The organism is Bacteroidota bacterium (genome assembly GCA_005882315.1).
In the GTDB taxonomy this organism is placed as follows: Bacteria; Bacteroidota; Bacteroidia; order Chitinophagales; family Chitinophagaceae; genus VBAR01.
This window is the reverse complement of record VBAR01000003.1, coordinates 693894-712241: the sequence shown is the minus strand read 5'-3', so window position 1 is coordinate 712241 and position 18348 is coordinate 693894. Positions and strand designations below refer to the sequence as shown.

The window sequence follows — 18348 nt, the reverse complement described above, 5'->3', positions numbered from 1 at the left end:
GTGTCTGTTGTGAGTTATCAGGTGTAAATCAGTTATCATCCCGGCACCTAATACCTCGCACCCGACACCTCATCAATTATATTTATAAAGTTCGCTTTTATTCAGTTGCTCTTTGCAAAAGTCGTTGAATTCTTTTTCATCTATATCATGATCATTTTCGCCGTTGATGATCTCATGTTGGTAAAGTTTGTTGTTTTTTAAATCGATACTCAGTAAACGGTCTTTGAGAATGAGATTGCTTAGTTCAAACCATTTGATCTCTTTTTGAGGAAATGAAGGATACATGACCTTTTCCTCGTTTACATGAACGACCAACTTTCTTCTCGTAATCAAATCCAATATTTCAAAAGCACAGATGATAAAAGCCACCCACCAGTATTGTGTATTGAACCATGCCAGGGCAATTATGAAAAAAGCAGGTGTTAAGGTTGGTTTCTCTTTTGGGTTTTTAAAATAACGGGGAATGATGATCGCAGCTATAGTAACTAATCCATAAATAAGTGGTCCGAATTTTTTAAAACCGGTTGATGCAGTCATTAAAATGAAGAAAATAATATTGCTGATGACAATGATCCAACTAATGACAGCATATAGTTTTTCTTTCTCATTCTTTATTATCAATTCGAATTTTTGCATTACTCAGCCGGATATTTATTCATGACTTTTAAAAATATTTTTGCCCACAGAGTACCACAGAGATTTAAAAGAGGGCCTTAGAGATTTTCTCAGTGTAACTCTATTCCTCTGCGGCTCTCTGTGGCCTGAAATGCGGAATAGAATTACAGGAAGTACAAGTGAGTGACACAACAGGCGGTGATAGTAGTAATGGAGTTGGTCTCAATATCCAATATCTAATATCCGGTATTTACTATCTACTTAGCACTTGCCAGCAAATTGCATAGCTTAAACAATACTCTTGAACCTACATTAGCATCCCAATCGGTATCACCGCCGATACCAACCTCATTCAGGTCAAAACCGACAATGGTCTTGCCGCTGCGATGCAGCTTGCTGAATAAATAAAACACCTGATCCAGTTCGAAACCACCCGGTACCGGCGTACCGGTAAAGGGGCAGAGTTTACGGTCGAGCCCGTCGATATCAAAACTGATAAACACTTTATCGGGCAGCTTGCTGATGATCTCTTCCGAAATACCTTTCCATGTATCACCTTCAAATATTCTCGTCTTGATCTCTTTATCAAAATAGGTAACCACACGGAAATCGCTGTTCTTGATATACTCCCACTCGCTGAGACTGAAATCGCGGACACCTACCTGTATCAACCTCTCCAGTTGCGGAATTTCTTTTAGCGCATTATACATAATGCTGGCATGCGAATAATTGAAACCTTCATAGGTATCACGCAGGTCGCAGTGTGCATCGAGTTGCAGTACACCGAAGCTGCCATGCTTATCAGCAATGGATTTAAAAAATCCCAGCACGGTACTGTGATCGCCGCCAACAAGGCCAACGAGTTTATTTTTTTCCAGCAGCACTTTCGTTTGTTCATACACCCAGTTATTCATATACACACTGCCTTCATTTACTTCACGCAGTGTCTTGGTCATAAACTGGTTGTCGCCTACCACACCACCTTCGGCTATATAATCAATATACAGTTCAGCTTCTTTGCGCAGGTAATCACTTTTCATCAGGACTTTCTTATCGGTTTCCCGCATATAGAAACCTTCTTTCCATGCGTCCGGGAATTCGGGATCGTGAAGATCCACCTGCATACTGGCTTTAAAAATGGCTTCGGGTGCACGGGCAGTGCTGGTGCCATAGCTTACCGTTACTTCCCACGGTACAGGTACCAAAACCAGTTTCGAGTCTTCTTCTTTTGTAGGTAAACCGAATATATTATTGTTAGGGTTACTTACACTGTTAGGGTCGTAGTTCGAAAGATCAACCATATATGTGCTGTTATTAAAAAGCTGTGCAAGTTACAGGGGATTCAATTGGTAGCAAAATCGGAGTTTTTTGATTATGGGATGGGAGGGAAATAGGGAACTGGATACTAGATACTGGATGTTGGATTGGGGATTCTGTTGGACAATAGCTGGAAATTTTCTTAAAGTCTGATGATATGGGAGATTAAACAACGCAATTGTGAGGGATTCGCAATTGGCATATTATTTTAAGATACTAACGGCAGGCAGAGGATTAATATATGATATCCCCTCCCTGAAAAGGTCGAACTTACAGGAACAATCCTTATGAAAAGAAAACTTCCATTAAAAAAAAAGATACTCCGGGTAGCTGGAATTTTTCTTGTTCTTATAATTGCAGGCTCTATTTTTTTATACTATACTCTTAACCGGCGTCTTACAGATGCATTGATCAAAAGTTTCAATGAAAACATTGTTTCAGATGTTTATGAATTAAAATTTGAAAAATTAAGCGTCAATCTTTTGAAAGGGGATGTTGAAGTATATAATGTGGAATTGCAGCCAAGGAAAAAGCCTTTAGTTAATTATCCTTATATCAACAGTTCATTCCGGCTGACAACCAAAAAAATGGAACTGAAAAATGTTCAGATCCTAACCTTATTAAAATCGAAGAAATTAAAACTTGAAAAAATTATAATAATAGAACCGGAGGTTGAATCAACGATTGCCGGTAAAAGGACTGTTTTTTTTCCATTTAAAGATACAGTTGCCGGTTCAACGGAAAACAATACTAAGCATTCTATTGAGTCTTATTTTCTTAAAGAGTTTGATATGGTTGATGCTTCCATCCATGCTACAGACACGATCAAAGGACAGGACTTCAGGGTCAAGGAATTCAATATTTCATTAAGAGACATTCTGATCGATCAGCAACCGGGAAGGGATCTGATATCTTACCTGCATTTTAATCTCTTGATCGGGGAATTTACGGGGAGTTTGAAAAAGGAGGCTTTAAGGAATGTCAATTTTAAGGATTTTAAAATTAACATTGATTCGCTGCACGTTGAGCAAACTCTCGATACCCTGACCTATCGTTTCACTGATTTTAATACGGGTCTAAAAAAGCTTGATATTCAAACGGCAGACAGTCTCCGTCATTTTGCATTACAATCATTCGATCTTTCATACAAGGATAAATCAATAAAGCTGAATGATGTTATCTATAGATCGAATGTGAGCCAGGCAACGATCCAGGCTGACTTCAAATATCAAAACACACAGTTTACAGGTACAGTCGGTACACTAAACCTGCTGGGAGTAAACTTCGATACGCTGGTGTATACCGGCAAAATATTCATTGATGAAATTATTCTTGACAAGATATCGGCAACTGTTTACAGTGATAAAACAAAACCTGTTGACCCGAATAATTTTCCTCAATATCTTGGACAGTCTGTAAAAGATATCGGATCACCGCTGTTAATAAAAAAAATAAAAGCAACGAATATTAATCTTGTTAACAAGGAACGTAACCCCGATGGAACTTATATAACCACTAACTTAAACAGGGGAGCGGCAACTGTAAAAAATATCACCAACCTATCATCTTCTGAGATGCTGATGCTGAACATTGATACTTATATCGAGAATAAGGCTTCGTTGAATATCAATTTTGGCTTTAGTTACCAACAACCCCAATTCACTTTCAATGGAAGCATTGGAAAATTTGATCTACCCGGTTTAAATAAATTGATTCAGGGATACACACCAGCAACTGTCAATAAAGGAACGGTGGATGGAATAACATTTTCGGGTACTGGTAATCGTACCAGCTCAACGGGTACAATGAAATTTTTATTTCATGATCTGAATATTTCAATGGAACTCCCTGATAAGGCAAAGTGGAAGAATTCTCTTCTTACATTCAGTGCAAATACATTTTTGCCTTCTGCCAATCCAGCTAAGGCAACTCTGCCACCACGTGTCGTTCAGTTCAATGCCGAGCGAAATATGAATAAATCATTTATCAACTTTACCATTAAATCAATTATGGCGGGGCTGAAAGAAACGATGAAAATGTCAAAAGAAAACAAGAAAGCTTTTCGTGAAGAAAAAAAAGAAGCCAGGAAAGAAGCAAAAAAAGAAAAGAAGGAAGAACGAAAAAAACAATAACAGTTTGAATTTTTATAATGATTGTTTTTTCTCTAAAACATATTTTGTGGTTTCTATACAGGTAACAAGAACACCGCAAATTTTATCCTCTTCGCCCAAAGCCGGGCTGTACGTGAAAGTCCAGTATATGTCTTCTACTTTTCCATTTCGATAATAGGGGATTAATGCATCTTCCATCACTACAGCTTCGCCTGTTACTAAAACCTTTTGTAATAAAGGGCCGACTATATGCCAGATCTCACCCCACACAGTAATTGCTTTTTTCCCGATTGCAGGATGCTTTCCTTCTCCTCCGAGACTGGGCCGAAAAGCATCGTTATAGAAACAAAGAAATTCTTCGCCCCAAAAGAGAAACATTGGGAAACCTGAATGTAAAACATTGTATAATGTTATCCGAAGACTTAAGGGCCAATCTTCAACATTGCCAATTGACGTTTTAGACCAGTCATGATTTACAACTAACTGTCCCATCTCACCGGCTTTTGCCCATAGTGGGAGCTCTTCAATATTTTGTGATGTTTTATTCAAGGTTATAATCTAGATTGGTTAATTCGTAAAGTTAATGGAGTTGATGATATATTCTTCAGACAGCATAGGAGAAAACCCCATGTTGCCTGCATGTGCTTTAGTTAGTATTCCCAATACCAACTTTTGTTTTTCCATCTATTCCCTTTCAATGAATCAGGTTTATCGGTGGGAATAAAATGATAGTATAGGCTATCTGTCTTATGAATCTTACGGTAGTGATGTGTAAACTCGGTAATGAGTATTGTAGTATCGTTTATGATTTTCCCTTTGTTTGTAACAATCCCCCATGCGAATTGGGGAATATACCTGATTCCTTGAATTTTTATTTCAGTGTTATTAATTTCAAATCCCCCATCTTCAAAATATTCAAGTTCCTTTTTATTTGAATGTTGAAATTCCCTCACGGCATTATTTATACTTTGTTGAATATTATTTTTGTCATAATGATTTGTGTCAAATATCATACTTCTTTGTAGCAAATTGTCATAGAGAAAATATACATCCAGAGTATTAGTATTCTTCTCAATGTTGTAGTATGCGCCAGAAAGCTTCAATGAAAACTGTTTATCTATTTTGCCAGGCTTCGTCACAAAGTCGGATTTATAAACTTTAGGGATACAGGCGGGTAGAATAAAGCCAATAATAAAAAGAGGAAAGAATATTTTAGATTTCATGGTTTAATGAGGATTGCAATAAAATGCCAGCTAACTCCAGGGCTTTCTGCTGTGCTGATATTCCGGAGGATAGTTTACAGTTTCTTTATTTTTTATTGATCCAAAAATTGTATCAACCAAAAATCAGTGAGAATAGAACCGTGATGACCGGTGATATCTCCATCGATACTTTGCGAGGCGCCTGCAGCGGAATAACTGCCATTGGCATTTTTTTTCAGAGCTGTAATTTCATCATGTGCAGAGCCACCAATGATCTGTTTTCCAAGTTGGGTTCCATCTGCATCTATTTTCACGATCCATGCGTCCTGGAAACCAAGGGAGCTGGTAAAATCGCCATTGATACTTTTGGAACAAACAGCGAGCAAATATCCATTGTCAGTTGTACTTATAACGGCATTGATCCAATCGGTATCAGTACCACCTAAACTCTTTTGCCAAACGATAGTTCCCGATGCATTTAATTTTATTACATAGCCATCCACGCTTCCGTGATTGCCCGGCATATCAGCATCGTTACTGGTTGTTCTGCCAGTTATGATATACCCGCCATCATTGCTGTTTATGACCGCAGTTGGGGAATCACCGCCTGAACCACCAATTGCTTTAGTCCAGACTTTATTGCCTTGCGCATCAATTTTTACAAGCCAGGTATCGCTTACACCACCAGGATGGAAACCAATTATATCGCCGTCGGAACTGGTAGTCATACCAACCAACAGGTAACCACCGTCGGTAGTAGGTACAAGCTTATTAAATTTATCATCACCAGAACCACCGTATCTTTTTTCCCAAAGTATATTACCTATAGCGTCTACTTTATACACCCATGCATCTTGTGAAGAGCTACCAGCTATAATAAAAGTTCCGTCTGTATTACCAGTAATGGAAGCGGCGAAATCTGCACCGGCCCCACCATAGGTTTTTGTCCATAATAAAGTACCGTTCGAAGACAGCTTGAATAATAATGCGTCTACGTTACCCAAACCAGGTACTGCAATATCACCATCTGTACTATTAGTAAAACCTACGCCCATATAGCTGCCATCCGGATTTTCAATCAGGCCAAGGCCTTTATCTTCTCCTAAGCCACCAATAGTTTGCTGCCAGGTTTTATTGCCGTTAATATCTGTTTGAATTACCCAAACGTCTGACACACCTTTAAAACCGGTTATATCACCATTGCTGCTGTAGGTGCTACCTATCATTGTTTGCATACTGGTTGATAACGGTGCAAGATCAGCTACGGTTTCAACGTCCGTTCCACCAAATGCTTTTCCAAAATTTTTTGAAAATTGTAAAGCCTCTGTTTGCAAAGGCGCAGTTTCCTTTTTACAAGAGAAAAAAAGAAAGCAAATTATAACAGGGAATAATAATGATTTCATGCAGGCAGGTTTATACCATGAAGATAATAAAAAAAGGAGAAGTAATTAAACATGATAGTCTTGTTACTTCAGCCCGGAACTGATGCTGAATAAAGATAGAAAATGGAGGGTATATTCTTCAGACAGCATAGCAGAAAACCCAATGAATACCTTAGATGTTTACGGGCGGCTTGTAGTGTTCCTTAAAAGCTGCGTAATTCCCTCGGAGGTCGTAATAAAACGAAAAGTACTCAGGCTATTATCTTTATCTAAAGTCAGGCTAGTTGTCTTTGCACCTACTTTACTAAAAAAGGTTTTGAATACATAAACCTTGTTAGGATCCAATGTATCCACACCAACAAATTCGAAGGATTTCAAACTTCCATACTCTTGTAATAATTCAGCCGCCTTCGCGTTTGTCCATAGTGGCTTGGTTGCTTTCATCTGATCCCACTCATGTCCAAACATTGCATTAATGCTATCGCCCTGGCCGGCATTATAAAACTTTTTAAATTTTTCCATTGCTTGCGAATGGGATTTTGGTGTTTGCCCCAATAGAGCAAGAGGCATCAAAAGCACTAAAATTGCAAGAAATTTCATACGTCAAAGTTTATATCCATAAATATAGGATATAGTTCGATATTTTGAAAGGGCCTTGGGAATAGATAAGCCTAACGTTAACAATCTTTTTACGCCGTCTTGCTTTGGACTGTGTTGTTATGATTTCTTCTAAACTAAACTCCGGCTTTTATTTCTTTTGTTGCTTCTATACTGATAGCTGATTTATGTAGTACCAGTTTTTCTGAAATGGTATCAAATGAAATTTCTATCCAGCCATGATAATATTTTCCATTCTTTTTTAACTGCACAGGTAAATAACGATGAGTAGCATTTTTCCAAAGTCCTGCCCAATGCACCGGTTCTGTAATGCCCGTAATTTTTTCTGCCAGCACAATTGCTGAAAGTTCAAACCATTCATAACCTGTTTGTATAAGAGATATTTTATCGCCATTATTTAAAACTGGTGACTGGTCATTATCATTATTCAGCAGGTTCGTACCAATTTTTGAATGGGCAATAAACTGCAAACGGTCCCGCTGTAAGATCGGGTCACCTACCAACAGGGTGCTGAAGAAAAAATCAGTTGAGCCGTCGCCATCAATATCTAAAACAAATAGCTGGTTATATTTGATTTCTGCATTCTGCAGATCGGTGTACCGCATTTGTGGGTTATGATCCGGGGCAGGTAAGTCCTGCACTTTGCAGGCAGACATAATTACACTCAACAGGAAAAAATAGTAGTAAAGCTTCATGGTTAATGGTTTTGATTGATGGAACAAGATTATTAAAGCTTTCTATCCAATGAAAGCCTGATATAAATGAATTGAGGATTTTGTGATATGAATTGCGGGGGTAAGAAGAAAGCTGTGACAGTAAAATAACTTTTACTTCCGCATGAATTTTTCCTGTTCTATTTTTACGAATCAAATCGTTTGTTAATTACCATGATCAAGTTCACCGCAACACTTTTAAAATTTGGAAAGCAGGGAGAGAAAACCGGCTGGACTTATTTTGAAGTGCCGGCAGACCTGGCGCAAAAACTAAAACCCGGGAATAAAAAAGAGTTTAAAGTAAAAGGCAAGCTGGATAATTATAGCCTCAATCGTGTTTCATTACTACCGATGGGAGGCGGAATATTTATCATGCCTGTAAATGCAACAATGCGCAAAGCAATCGGCAAGCGGCATGGTGCTATGGTAAAAGTGCAACTCCAGGCAGATGACAGTGCCTTTGTTTTTAATGCTGATTTTATGGAATGTCTCGAATATGAACCAAAGGCCAAAGAGCATTTTAATTCATTGACTGGCTCACATCAAAGGTATTTCAGCAAATGGATAGATAGCGCCAAAACAGAACCTACCAAAACAAAGCGAATTGCCATGGCCGTAAATGCACTGGCAAAAAAATGGGGCTACGGGGAGATGCTTCGTTTTTCGCAGGGGAAAGAAATCAGATAAGGGAAAGGTTGCTAGATACTCGATGTTAGATGCTAGATCCAGCATCCAGTATCCAGCATCTAGTATTCGGATCACTTCCCTTCCGGTGAGTCCACATCAAACATTCCTTTACTCTCTTCTTTCTTCTTAATACCGAAATTATAACGGAAGTTCATACCAAAGCGGCGGGTATCATTTTCACGAAGACCATAAGCATTTACCGAACCTTGTTTGATAGAAAAATCATATTTGTTGGTAAAGAAAATATCATTCACACTCAGTGTTACGGTCAATTTATCTTTCATAAACCGGCGGTTGATATTTGCATTCAATGCACCAAATGTATTTACCTCGGTAAATTGTATCAAACCTTTGAACCGTACAAAACCATTCATTGAAAGCTGCGAACGTTTATCCAATTTCAATGTATGATAGGTGAACAGCATCCATGAGCCGCGTTTGTAGGAGAGGGGTTCATTTTCATAATAGCCATCATAAAAATTATGATTATACTGCGCACCTACTACAAAAAAATATTTTCCACCAGGAGGCACGGCACCCATACCACGGATATACCATTCTTTATTTTTTCCCAGGTTATCATAAGTCCGGTAGGCCATCGCACTTGTATCCGATTGGTAAATTACATTGGTAAAAATATCTTTGGTATCATTAATACCCGCTGCAAGTATCGGTGTTTCATCGGCGCTGATATTGACCTCATAGTTTTTGGTGAATTGCGGCTGCAATGATGGATTACCAACTTCGGTCATATACTGATCTACATATCGTTGAAAAGGATTGAGCTGCTCATAGCCCGGTCTCACTATTGTTCTGCGATAAACAAGATAGGCCCGCAACTCATAACCTGCAACCTTTACGATAGGTTTGCTCAGGTAGATATAAGGAAACAGATCGGTACGGTGAATGCTGAATGAAGTATCAGCGGGTACCTGCTGGTTGCCCGTCATATTCGTATTTTCGAGTCTTGAACCGATCTTGAGGACGATATCTTTTCCCAATGTTTTTGAACCCTGTAAGTAAAGAGCATTTATATTTTCCGTGTATTTAAATGTATTGGTGCGGGTCATATCCGGAATTTTTATGCCATTCTTGTCATGAAAATATTCCGTCTCATTGGTGAAATGATGAACTGAGCTACGCAAACCCGTTTCAACCGTTAGTTTCTTTTTTAGTTTTAATTTCAGATCAGATTTTCCAATGAATAAATAACGGCGATTAAGTGCATCACCATCTCCACCGGATGCAGGAATAACGGGTGTATTATAGGTTGTGTTGAATACCTGGTTTGATTTATTATCTGAATAACTGGTAAAAATATCATTTTCCCACTCTGAACCCAGCGAATCGATCTTATATCTTGATTCAAATCCATTACTGATGCTAAATGAATTGCCTTGATTATTTACATGGTTAAGATTATTGGATAGCGTCTGTTCATCGCTTATCTTTCTGATGAGGTTATCATTCTCAGATTGGCTTTTGGATTTATTAATATTGATGCTGCCATCGTATTCAATTTCCCATTTCTTACCCACTGACCATATGAGGCCGTAATTCGTATACAATCCATGCCCGGGATATTTTGTAAAGGCATCTTGTGTAAGCAAGGTATCTGTAGTTAAAAGCCGGTTGGTACTGACTTTTTCATAATTGTTGCGGTTGTTTACACTAAAATTCAGGTAAGAGCGTTTTTTACCGTCATTATTATTTAAGCTAAAGCCCATGAATTGGTTTCCGTATACACCTTGCTGAAAACCTCCATTCACACTTCCTGTCATTCCGAGCTTAACACCTTTTTTTAATACAACGTTTACAATACCACCACTGCCGGATGCTTCATATTTTGCTGAAGGTGTTTTTAGTATTTCGATTTTTGCAATAGCATTCGGTGGCAGGCTTTTCAGCATACTGGCCATATCTGCCGCACTCATTTTCATTTCACGACCGTTGATATGTACAGTGGCCGGTGTCGTGCTGTTCAGGTAAATATTTCCATCCTGGTCCATAAATAGACCGGGCACTTTTTCAAGTACTTCAAACCCGGTAGTGGAACTGGCGACTAAATTTTCAGGATCAACAATTGTTTTGTCATCTTCCTGCCGCATTAATGGTTTTTTAGAAGTGATAACGACAGCATCCAGTTTTTTTGAAAGATTTTCAACGTTGAAAATATACCTGTTGTTCTTTCCGTTTGCAGTAATGCCTTTTTCAAAAGGTAAGTACCCGATAGCACTGAACTTAATGATATATTGCTGGTCTTGTTGTAATTGAAAAACAGCTATGCCACTGCTGTCAGCAGTGAGTTTAATTATTTTTAAAGAATCAGTACGGAGTGATGCTGAAAGTGTTGCATAAGGAACGGGTTGATCTTTTTGATTTAGAACCTGTATCCGAACAGAAGTGTTTTGAGCGTTTAAATTTGCGGCGTTGAGGAATAGAATCAGTAAACTGAAAATAAAAATCCGGAATTGGTTCATGGTTGTTTATGAGTGTTGTATTAAATAAATCCGGCAAATATAAAGCAGCATGATTTAGGGCAAGATGATTTGATAAAGTTTAACAAAAAAACCTCGCAAAAATGCGAGGCTTATAGAACATTTATATTCAGACTATTTAAACGGATTCGAATACTTCACATCAGTCGTTACATTAGTATCTGTAAGCGTTTTTAAAAATGCAACTAATGACGCTTTATCCTGGGGAGTAAGATTTAGCAATCTCGGCTGACCCCCTGGTAATCTTAGTTGATCAGAAAGATTCGGATGATTTCTTACTCCACTGTTATAATGTTCAACAACTTCTTCAAGTGTATTAAATCGTCCGTCATGCATATAGGGAGCAGTTAATTCTATATTCCGAAGTGAACCAACTTTGAAAGTTGCATCTAATGCTGCATTGTTGATCACAGCGCCAAAACCACGATCAACCGTTGCCATATCAAGCCCGTTATTTTTTTCCTGTGGTGCTGTGAATGTTTCTGAGCCATGACAGGGAGAACATCCGCCAATCGGTGAAAGAAAAATTTCTTTACCACGGTTTTCCTGTGCAGTAAAATTTGGAAATACTGCATTAGGTGGAGGGGGAGGTCCCGGTGGCGATGTAGAACGGCCTGCATCATATTTGGATTGATAGGAAACGATAGAACGTACAAATTGTGCCAGCGATTTTGAGATCAGATCGCTATTGATAGTTGAGGAGCCAAATGCTTTTGTAAACAATGACGGATAATAAGGTTGTGTCTGCACCCTTTTTACCAATGTATCTAATGTGATTCCCATTTCAACAAGATCCTGGATTGGCATCAAAACCTGATCTTCAAGTGTGGCGGCTCGCTGATCCCAGAAATATCTTCCAGTCGGATAGTATTTCGCATCGATCAATGACATTGAATGTCTTCCAGTATTTCCGCCGCTAAAACCTTTACTTAAACGAAGTGGATCGGAAAAGCTGGTAGCCTGTGCATGGCAGGATGCGCAGGAAATGGTTCTGTTTTTAGATAAAGTTTTATCATAGAACAATACACGGCCAAGTGTTGCACCCCAATCAGTGATAGGATTTGTAACTGGCGTATTCACCTGTGCCTGTATCGGTGGTGCATTCAAATACGAAGGCATTGCCGGGTTAGCATAATTAAATGGAGATCCAGGTATATTCAGAAAAGTAGCTATTGGGTCGGGGGCTGGTGTATTGTCCTTATCTTTTTTACAGGCAATAAAAATGGCGGATGAAAAAAGAATAATAATAGCAGCGATCGTTGTTGTCTTGGGGCTAAACATGGTGGTGGTTTAAGGTTTGCCTATGATTGGGTTCATCGGCAAGAGTTTAAAGTTAATAATTAATTTTTCAAGCCCATACATCTGCTTAGAAGGGATTTCAGATTAAATCCTTCGGCTGCCCGCTATTTTTTTAAAACAGTCGGGAGGCAAAACAGAATTGCTTTTATTTGCGTATGATTAATTCGGTAAATGATTTTAAAAAGCCATTTTTTATAGGTATTGCAGGTAGCGGAATGAGTGCATTGGCCCAGTACCTGCAATGGACAGGGAAAAATGTAAGTGGTAGCGACCGTTTTTTTGCCCCCGGCGAGTACAACGAAACAAAAGAAAAACTGGAAGCTGAAAACATTAAATGTTTTGTTCAGGATGGTTCGGGTATCACAAACGAGACAGATTTAATAGTAGTGTCGACAGCTATTGAGGATACTGTTGTAGAAGTACAAAAAGCTAAGCAATTAAATATCCCGATTCTTAAACGTTCCGAATTGCTGGCATTGATCGCAGCAAGTAAAAAAACAATAGCAATTGGCGGCACGAGTGGAAAAAGCACAACAACAGCAATGCTGTTTGATATTTTGGAACATGCAGGATTAAAACCCAGTATTATCAGCGGTGCAGGTTTGGTAAGTATCATCAAGCAGGGAAAAATTGGAAATGCAAAAGTTGGAGCAGGTGAGTGGCTGGTAATTGAAGCAGATGAAAGTGATGGAAGTATTGTTCAGTATAAATCTGAAATTGGATTATTGCTGAACGTAGATAAAGACCACAAAGAAATTGATTTCCTGATGGATGTTTTTAAAACATTTAAAGAAAACAGTAAACAGTTTGTAGTAAACCGATCACATCCTTTAGCTGCTTCGTTATCACAAAACATTCAACAGGATTTTTCAACAGATAGAAATATCAGAGCCGGGTATATTTCGGAAAATTTCGAACAGAGGGGTTTCAATATTCAATATTCAATCAACAATATTAAATTTTCGCTTCACTCAATCGGTCGCCACAATATGGAAAATGCGCTGGCAGCAGCAGCAATAGCAAACCAATTGGGTGTTGATCTGCAAACCTGTGCTGATGCGTTGAAAAATTATGAAGGAATTTATAGACGTAACCAGGTATTTGGAAATAAGCATGGCGTGTGGCTGATCGATGATTTTGCACACAACCCTGTGAAATGTGCTGCTGCTATCCGGGCTTGTCAACCAGTAGCAGAAAAAGTGATTGCATGGCTGCAGCCCCACGGCTATGGTCCAACTAGATTTTTGCGCAATGATTTTGTGGAAGAAATTTCAAATGCATTGCGGCCACAAGATGAAATATGGATGAGTGAAATTTTTTATGCCGGAGGTACAGCTACAAAAGATATTTCTGCAGGTGATTTAATTAGTGATATAAAAGCACGGGCCAAGCAGGCTTTTTTTGTTGAGAACAGGAATGAGTTATTAGAAACAATGCGGCCGCATTTCACCGGCAATTGTGTTTTGTTGTTAATGGGTGCAAGAGACCCCTCTCTCGAGCAGTTTGCCCGTGATGTATATGCACAATTGTAAATCTGCCGGTTTTACACCTGGTTTCTCTTATAATTCTTAAAGTAATCGTCCATTGATACAGGTCCACCACCTTCAATGAAGAAAAAGATCAGCATCAACAGTATGATCAATGAAAACGCAAACTCCGATTCTGCTGCAAATATTCCGTGAGAAGCATTTACGAATACAACAGCAAAGAAAAGGATCGGGATCATGATCATTGTTGACAATCTTGTGAATAGTCCGATAACGATGAAAACGCCGCATAATAAATGCAGCCAGGTAATCACAAGTGCTAACCATGAAATGTACTGACTGATTCCTGCCTCTAATAAAATTCCTTCCAGTCTAACAGAATTACTGAGAAATGTAATGCCTTTAAGAAAAAGGCTTATGCCAAGGGCAACACGCAGAAACACCAACCACCGGGGATGATGGGTGGTGCTCCATTTTTCAAGTTGGTGCAACATACCCATAACAAAAAATTTAAATGAACTTATAGAATAACTCTAAAAGTTACGAAGTTTTTTCATCAGTGGCAAAAACTATACTAAACTCAATCATGTTGCATCATCCTTCTTATAACGAAGTAGCTTATAATGATTAATAAGATCAAAATAAAAATGGCAATATATAGTGTGGATTGATCCTTGATTCTCAATTTTTCGCGGCGGCGTTTTCTTTTTTCCAGTTTTTTCTTCAGGTCGCGGTTCAACATTTCTACCATGTACTGGATCTGTTGTTTGTCTTTGATCTCACTTAATCCTTCGAGAGCATCGCTGGCAAATTCATTATCCACCAGTTGTTTTTCCAGTTCATGCTTTTTCTCTTCCGTAAGATTCCCTTGCAGGTATTGGATCAGCGTTTCCTGGTCAATATCTTTTGATAAATGGGATAGTATGTCTTTTAAATTATCAGTCATTGTTCAAGCGGGTCACTTGTTTTTCAATTTTGATTCAATTAATATTTTCAAATTACGTTTTCCGTTTTGAATATGGCTTTTGACCTGCATCATGGTAAAACCTGTTTGTTCACTTATTTCCTGGTAGCTTTTTTTATCGAGGTAAAACAAAGTTACACATTGCTGTTGCTCGTTATTTAATTCTTTCAATGATTCACCCATCAGTTCCAGGGTTATATCCTGTTTTATAAACTCTGCTTTTTCCTTTTCTTCTGTTTGAATGGTCATGCGGTCAGTTAATTCTGCAGGAATTTTCCCTTGCCTGTCACGAAGTATCATCAGGCAATGGTTCTTTGCCACCATGTAGATCCAGCTTTTAAAATACTCTACACGGTATTTCTGCAATTCGGTAATAGCTTTAAGAAAAACCTGCTGCACACTGTCCTTTGCTTCGTCTTCGTTCTTTAAATACTTCATGCACACACCCAGTAATAGTAATGTATAGCGTTGCAGTAAAGCACCCAACAATTCATTGTTGCGGGTTGCATAGTATTCCTCCAGCAGTTCGGGATCGGTTATATGTTTATACCGTTCATGATTCACAAGCGGAAAATAGCCATTTTGTTGTTACTGAGATGCAGGATTTGTAAAAATTCACAGACTACTACGATTCCATTTGTAAATTGAGCAAAATTTTTAAAGATGAAATATGCCGCCTGTAAAGTGCCTGCTGCACCTGTGAGAAAAAAGGCCCGTCACCAGTCAGAGATGACGAACCAGTTATTATTTGGCGAAACGGTAGAAGTGATGAAAGAAAAAAAGAAATGGGTAAAGGTGAAAGGAACATTGGATGGTTACCAGGGATGGACTTTGATCAGCCAATTGGAAGAAGTGAATGAAGAAATGGCGGTCACGAATCATGCCTATGTTGCTGCTGAACTATTAAATATTATTGAAGCTGATAAATATGAAATGCATATCCCTGTTGGTTCGTCATTGCCTTTTTTTGAAGGCAGTGGCTCTGTTCGTCATAAATATTCAGGTGCTGTAATAAAAAGAAACGATGTTTTTCCATCTATCGATCTATTAAAACAATTGACTTTTCGATGGCTGAATGCACCTTACCAATGGGGCGGTCGAACTATTTTAGGAGTTGATTGCAGCGGATTTGTGCAAGTGAACTATAAAATGATGGGAATTGATCTGAAAAGAGATGCATGGCAGCAGTCAGAACAGGGTGGGGAAGTAGCATCGTTGAAGGATGCAAAAGCAGGTGATCTTGCCTTTTTTGATGATAAGGAAGAGATCGTACATGTAGGAATTCTATTAAGCCAATCGGAGATCATTCATGCAAGCGGCCGGGTAAGAATTGATGAAATAGATGAAGAAGGAATTACAAATACGGATACAGGTAAGCGGACCCATAAACTAAAACTCATTCGGCGTTTTTGGTAAGTCGGCAAAATTTTCTGTTACTTTTAGTCTTATTGATACGGTAAATGTATAAGTATTCTCACCGGGAATTTTGCCCCATGCTGCACTCATAGCCGGAATACTTCTCCCAAAAAAATAATAATTAATAATAGCGGCGGTTACCATGTTATTATTTACAGATTCCTTAAAGTCGCTTCTGTCAAAATCATAATTGAAACGTTTGTGAAATTTTGAAAGCTCTTTTTGAACTTTTGCTTTTGCTTCTTCTCCCGGTCCGGCTAATCCCAACACCTGGTAAATAAGAATAGTATCAGAACTGTTTACAGAGTCGCTAAAAAATATTTCTGTTTCAGCAATACGTAGCTGTGTTTGAGTAACAGCGAAATCAAAAGGATTAAATCGTTTGTAGTGGCCGCTTAGAAAAAAGAAATTACTATCCGTTCTTTTTATAAAATCTTTTTTTACAAAACTTGTATCACCCAATATACTAGTTAGTACCGCACTGAACTTTCTGTCAAACGGGTTGACACGGTAGTAGAGTTTTACAGCTTTAAAAAATGTATTCTGACTAAAGGAATTTATAGCCAGTATACTGAACAGTAATATGAAGAAAGACTTTTTCATATTAACTAACCAAACCTTTTACCCATTTAATGATCGCCTGGTCCCAATGCAAGAAACGAAAAGCTACATAAAACAAAAAAACAGCAAATATTTTTTTTAGTGTTTCCTGGTTGACTGAAAGAGCAATCTTGCTACCGACCCATCCGCCTAAGACGAATGCAAGACTCATTATCAACACAACTTTAATATCGATATTACCTTTATTATAATAATTGATAACAGCTAAAATGCCAACAGGTAATAATAAAAGCCCCAATGATGTGCCCTGTGCCTGGTGCTGGGTAAAGCCCATAAAAAAAACCAGTGCAGGTACAACGATCAAACCGCCCCCAACACCTACCATGCCGCTCAATATACCAGCAGCGAGGCCAATTGCCAGCAGCAATAGAATAGTATCTGTGTTCATATTTTGAAATTTATTGTTCAAGACTATACTGGATTAAATCAATTTAGCACATCTGTTAAATCATCATCATATTTGAAGTGAGTAATGGCCCAGTTTTGACCGTTATTGTAAAGAATAAAGAAAAATTTCAAGTAGTATTTTTTAAACTTTAAAATATATAAACGTTTGGATAGAACATCTTTTATTTTTCCTTCAGAAATAAATTCCCATCCTATAGCCTTTCCATAAGCAGGAATAAAGTTTTCCATTTGTTTTGAAATGGTGGGAAGTAAAGAATCAATAGTTTCTTTTGCAAGAACAGAGTTTTCTTTAAGAATTTCTAATGCTTTACTATAATTTTCATTTTTGAAAAGCAGCATAAAATCATCGCAGACTTTATTAACTCGTAGCTTATCATTTGTGTCGGATCCTTTATGCTGTTCACAGGACGTTAGCACTAAAATACAAATCAGTATATAGAATCTATTCATTTCTATTATTTAGAGGTATATTTTTCTGAATAATACTTAATTGCATCTTCAATAACTTTAGCAGCCGTTTGTTTATCCTGGAAATTATCGATGACCACCTTTTTATTCTCCAGCACTTTATATTGTTCAAAGAAGTTTCGGAGCTCAGCAATAATATGTGGAGGTAATTCTTTTATGCTGCTGATATGATTAACAGATGGATCTTTTGAGGCAACAGCAATGATCTTATCATCTACTTCTCCCTGGTCGATCATTTGCATATTGCCGATTACGTTAGCCTCAACCAAACAAAGCGTTTGGATAGACTGAGAGCAAAACACAAGTATATCAAGCGGATCGCCGTCCTGTCCGAGTGTTTGAGGAATAAACCCATAATTGATAGGATAATGAAACGAAGAAAAAATAACACGATCGAGTTTCAGCAAACCAGTTTCTTTGTCTACTTCATATTTTGCACGGCTTCCCTGTGGGATCTCAATTATAGCATTTACAGCCAATGGGGCATTGGTACCATAAAAAGCGCCATGCCAGGGATGCAAAACATTTTTCATATATAAAAT

Annotated in this window: 20 protein-coding genes; 4 read left to right on the top strand and 16 right to left on the bottom strand. The window is 38.2% G+C overall.

All coding sequences use genetic code 11. The features are described from left to right. Positions 1 to 72: 72 nt before the first annotated feature. Positions 73 to 636: a hypothetical protein gene (locus E6H07_16625; GenBank protein ID TMI63022.1), complete on the bottom strand. Its 564-nt coding sequence runs from the start codon at positions 634 to 636 to the stop codon at positions 73 to 75. Between the two features lie 236 nt (positions 637 to 872). Continuing rightward, positions 873 to 1916 carry an agmatinase family protein gene (locus E6H07_16620; protein TMI63021.1) on the bottom strand — a complete coding sequence of 348 codons (1044 nt, stop codon included), beginning with the start codon at positions 1914 to 1916 and terminating at the stop codon, positions 873 to 875. A 303-nt stretch (positions 1917 to 2219) separates the two neighbouring features. Between E6H07_16620 and E6H07_16615 the strand changes: the two genes are divergently transcribed. Then, on the top strand, positions 2220 to 4064 hold the full coding sequence (locus E6H07_16615; protein ID TMI63020.1) for a DUF748 domain-containing protein: 1845 nt from the start codon (positions 2220 to 2222) through the stop codon (positions 4062 to 4064). A gap of 12 nt (positions 4065 to 4076) precedes the next feature. Here the strand turns inward: E6H07_16615 and E6H07_16610 are convergent, their stop codons facing one another. From E6H07_16610 to E6H07_16590, 5 genes are all read right to left on the bottom strand, one after another. After that, positions 4077 to 4592, bottom strand: coding sequence for a hypothetical protein (locus E6H07_16610; protein ID TMI63019.1), 516 nt, complete (start codon positions 4590 to 4592; stop codon positions 4077 to 4079). Positions 4593 to 4693: 101 nt separating this feature from the next. Beyond that, on the bottom strand, positions 4694 to 5266 hold the full coding sequence (locus tag E6H07_16605) for a hypothetical protein (protein ID TMI63018.1): 573 nt from the start codon (positions 5264 to 5266) through the stop codon (positions 4694 to 4696). Positions 5267 to 5358: 92 nt separating this feature from the next. Further along, a complete protein-coding gene (locus E6H07_16600; GenBank protein ID TMI63017.1) occupies positions 5359 to 6648 on the bottom strand; it encodes a hypothetical protein in 1290 nt (429 codons plus the stop codon). Between the two features lie 159 nt (positions 6649 to 6807). Then, the gene (locus E6H07_16595; GenBank protein TMI63016.1) at positions 6808 to 7227 is read right to left on the bottom strand and encodes a hypothetical protein; all 420 of its coding nucleotides are present in this window, start codon (positions 7225 to 7227) and stop codon (positions 6808 to 6810) included. Positions 7228 to 7361: 134 nt separating this feature from the next. Then, entirely contained in the window at positions 7362 to 7940 is a 579-nt protein-coding gene (locus E6H07_16590) for a hypothetical protein (protein TMI63015.1), read from the bottom strand. A gap of 192 nt (positions 7941 to 8132) precedes the next feature. Here E6H07_16590 and E6H07_16585 point away from each other — a divergent pair, with 192 nt between their 5' ends. Next, complete coding sequence (locus E6H07_16585) at positions 8133 to 8645, top strand: DUF1905 domain-containing protein (protein ID TMI63014.1); 513 nt, start codon at positions 8133 to 8135, stop codon at positions 8643 to 8645. Positions 8646 to 8716: 71 nt separating this feature from the next. Here the strand turns inward: E6H07_16585 and E6H07_16580 are convergent, their stop codons facing one another. Both E6H07_16580 and E6H07_16575 read right to left on the bottom strand, forming a co-directional pair. Further along, entirely contained in the window at positions 8717 to 11125 is a 2409-nt protein-coding gene (locus E6H07_16580; protein TMI63013.1) for a TonB-dependent receptor, read from the bottom strand. Between the two features lie 132 nt (positions 11126 to 11257). Then, a complete protein-coding gene (locus E6H07_16575) occupies positions 11258 to 12424 on the bottom strand; it encodes a c-type cytochrome (GenBank protein ID TMI63012.1) in 1167 nt (388 codons plus the stop codon). A 173-nt stretch (positions 12425 to 12597) separates the two neighbouring features. Here E6H07_16575 and E6H07_16570 point away from each other — a divergent pair, with 173 nt between their 5' ends. Then, positions 12598 to 13974, top strand: coding sequence for a UDP-N-acetylmuramate--alanine ligase (locus tag E6H07_16570; GenBank protein TMI63096.1), 1377 nt, complete (start codon positions 12598 to 12600; stop codon positions 13972 to 13974). 11 nt (positions 13975 to 13985) lie between these two features. Here E6H07_16570 and E6H07_16565 read toward each other — a convergent pair whose 3' ends face one another. The 3 genes from E6H07_16565 to E6H07_16555 all read right to left on the bottom strand — a co-directional run bounded on the left by E6H07_16565 (position 13986) and on the right by E6H07_16555 (position 15457). Beyond that, positions 13986 to 14429 carry a DoxX family protein gene (locus E6H07_16565; protein ID TMI63011.1) on the bottom strand — a complete coding sequence of 148 codons (444 nt, stop codon included), beginning with the start codon at positions 14427 to 14429 and terminating at the stop codon, positions 13986 to 13988. A gap of 80 nt (positions 14430 to 14509) precedes the next feature. Further along, entirely contained in the window at positions 14510 to 14875 is a 366-nt protein-coding gene (locus E6H07_16560; GenBank protein TMI63010.1) for a hypothetical protein, read from the bottom strand. Between the two features lie 12 nt (positions 14876 to 14887). Beyond that, on the bottom strand, positions 14888 to 15457 hold the full coding sequence (locus E6H07_16555) for a sigma-70 family RNA polymerase sigma factor (GenBank protein TMI63009.1): 570 nt from the start codon (positions 15455 to 15457) through the stop codon (positions 14888 to 14890). 99 nt (positions 15458 to 15556) lie between these two features. On the opposite strand from E6H07_16555, the gene E6H07_16550 reads away from it, so the two are divergent. Then, on the top strand, positions 15557 to 16309 hold the full coding sequence (locus E6H07_16550) for an NlpC/P60 family protein (protein TMI63008.1): 753 nt from the start codon (positions 15557 to 15559) through the stop codon (positions 16307 to 16309). Here the strand turns inward: E6H07_16550 and E6H07_16545 are convergent. The 4 genes from E6H07_16545 to E6H07_16530 are packed head-to-tail and all read right to left on the bottom strand — an operon-like array spanning position 16283 to position 18339. Then, positions 16283 to 16912, bottom strand: a complete 630-nt coding sequence (locus E6H07_16545) for a hypothetical protein (GenBank protein TMI63007.1) — start codon at positions 16910 to 16912, stop codon at positions 16283 to 16285. The two genes, E6H07_16550 and E6H07_16545, sit on opposite strands and share 27 nt — an antisense overlap. Before the next feature lies 1 nt (position 16913). After that, positions 16914 to 17318, bottom strand: a complete 405-nt coding sequence (locus tag E6H07_16540) for a sulfite exporter TauE/SafE family protein (protein ID TMI63006.1) — start codon at positions 17316 to 17318, stop codon at positions 16914 to 16916. A 38-nt stretch (positions 17319 to 17356) separates the two neighbouring features. After that, the gene (locus E6H07_16535) at positions 17357 to 17788 is read right to left on the bottom strand and encodes a hypothetical protein (GenBank protein TMI63005.1); all 432 of its coding nucleotides are present in this window, start codon (positions 17786 to 17788) and stop codon (positions 17357 to 17359) included. Between the two features lie 5 nt (positions 17789 to 17793). Then, positions 17794 to 18339, bottom strand: coding sequence for an inorganic diphosphatase (locus E6H07_16530; protein ID TMI63004.1), 546 nt, complete (start codon positions 18337 to 18339; stop codon positions 17794 to 17796). Between the last annotated feature and the right edge of the window lie 9 nt (positions 18340 to 18348).

Excerpts from the sequence above, each read along its gene's own strand:
- E6H07_16625 (TMI63022.1), bottom strand. The coding sequence starts at position 636 with ATGCAAAAATTCGAATTGATAATAAAGAATGAGAAAGAAAAACTATAT.
- E6H07_16620 (TMI63021.1), bottom strand. The coding sequence starts at position 1,916 with ATGGTTGATCTTTCGAACTACGACCCTAACAGTGTAAGTAACCCTAAC.
- E6H07_16615 (TMI63020.1), top strand. The coding sequence starts at position 2,220 with ATGAAAAGAAAACTTCCATTAAAAAAAAAGATACTCCGGGTAGCTGGA.
- E6H07_16605 (TMI63018.1), bottom strand. The coding sequence starts at position 5,266 with ATGAAATCTAAAATATTCTTTCCTCTTTTTATTATTGGCTTTATTCTA.
- E6H07_16600 (TMI63017.1), bottom strand. The coding sequence starts at position 6,648 with ATGAAATCATTATTATTCCCTGTTATAATTTGCTTTCTTTTTTTCTCT.
- E6H07_16595 (TMI63016.1), bottom strand. The coding sequence starts at position 7,227 with ATGAAATTTCTTGCAATTTTAGTGCTTTTGATGCCTCTTGCTCTATTG.
- E6H07_16590 (TMI63015.1), bottom strand. The coding sequence starts at position 7,940 with ATGAAGCTTTACTACTATTTTTTCCTGTTGAGTGTAATTATGTCTGCC.
- E6H07_16585 (TMI63014.1), top strand. The coding sequence starts at position 8,133 with ATGATCAAGTTCACCGCAACACTTTTAAAATTTGGAAAGCAGGGAGAG.
- E6H07_16580 (TMI63013.1), bottom strand. The coding sequence starts at position 11,125 with ATGAACCAATTCCGGATTTTTATTTTCAGTTTACTGATTCTATTCCTC.
- E6H07_16575 (TMI63012.1), bottom strand. The coding sequence starts at position 12,424 with ATGTTTAGCCCCAAGACAACAACGATCGCTGCTATTATTATTCTTTTT.
- E6H07_16570 (TMI63096.1), top strand. The coding sequence starts at position 12,598 with ATGATTAATTCGGTAAATGATTTTAAAAAGCCATTTTTTATAGGTATT.
- E6H07_16565 (TMI63011.1), bottom strand. The coding sequence starts at position 14,429 with ATGGGTATGTTGCACCAACTTGAAAAATGGAGCACCACCCATCATCCC.
- E6H07_16560 (TMI63010.1), bottom strand. The coding sequence starts at position 14,875 with ATGACTGATAATTTAAAAGACATACTATCCCATTTATCAAAAGATATT.
- E6H07_16550 (TMI63008.1), top strand. The coding sequence starts at position 15,557 with ATGAAATATGCCGCCTGTAAAGTGCCTGCTGCACCTGTGAGAAAAAAG.
- E6H07_16545 (TMI63007.1), bottom strand. The coding sequence starts at position 16,912 with ATGAAAAAGTCTTTCTTCATATTACTGTTCAGTATACTGGCTATAAAT.
- E6H07_16540 (TMI63006.1), bottom strand. The coding sequence starts at position 17,318 with ATGAACACAGATACTATTCTATTGCTGCTGGCAATTGGCCTCGCTGCT.
- E6H07_16535 (TMI63005.1), bottom strand. The coding sequence starts at position 17,788 with ATGAATAGATTCTATATACTGATTTGTATTTTAGTGCTAACGTCCTGT.
- E6H07_16530 (TMI63004.1), bottom strand. The coding sequence starts at position 18,339 with ATGAAAAATGTTTTGCATCCCTGGCATGGCGCTTTTTATGGTACCAAT.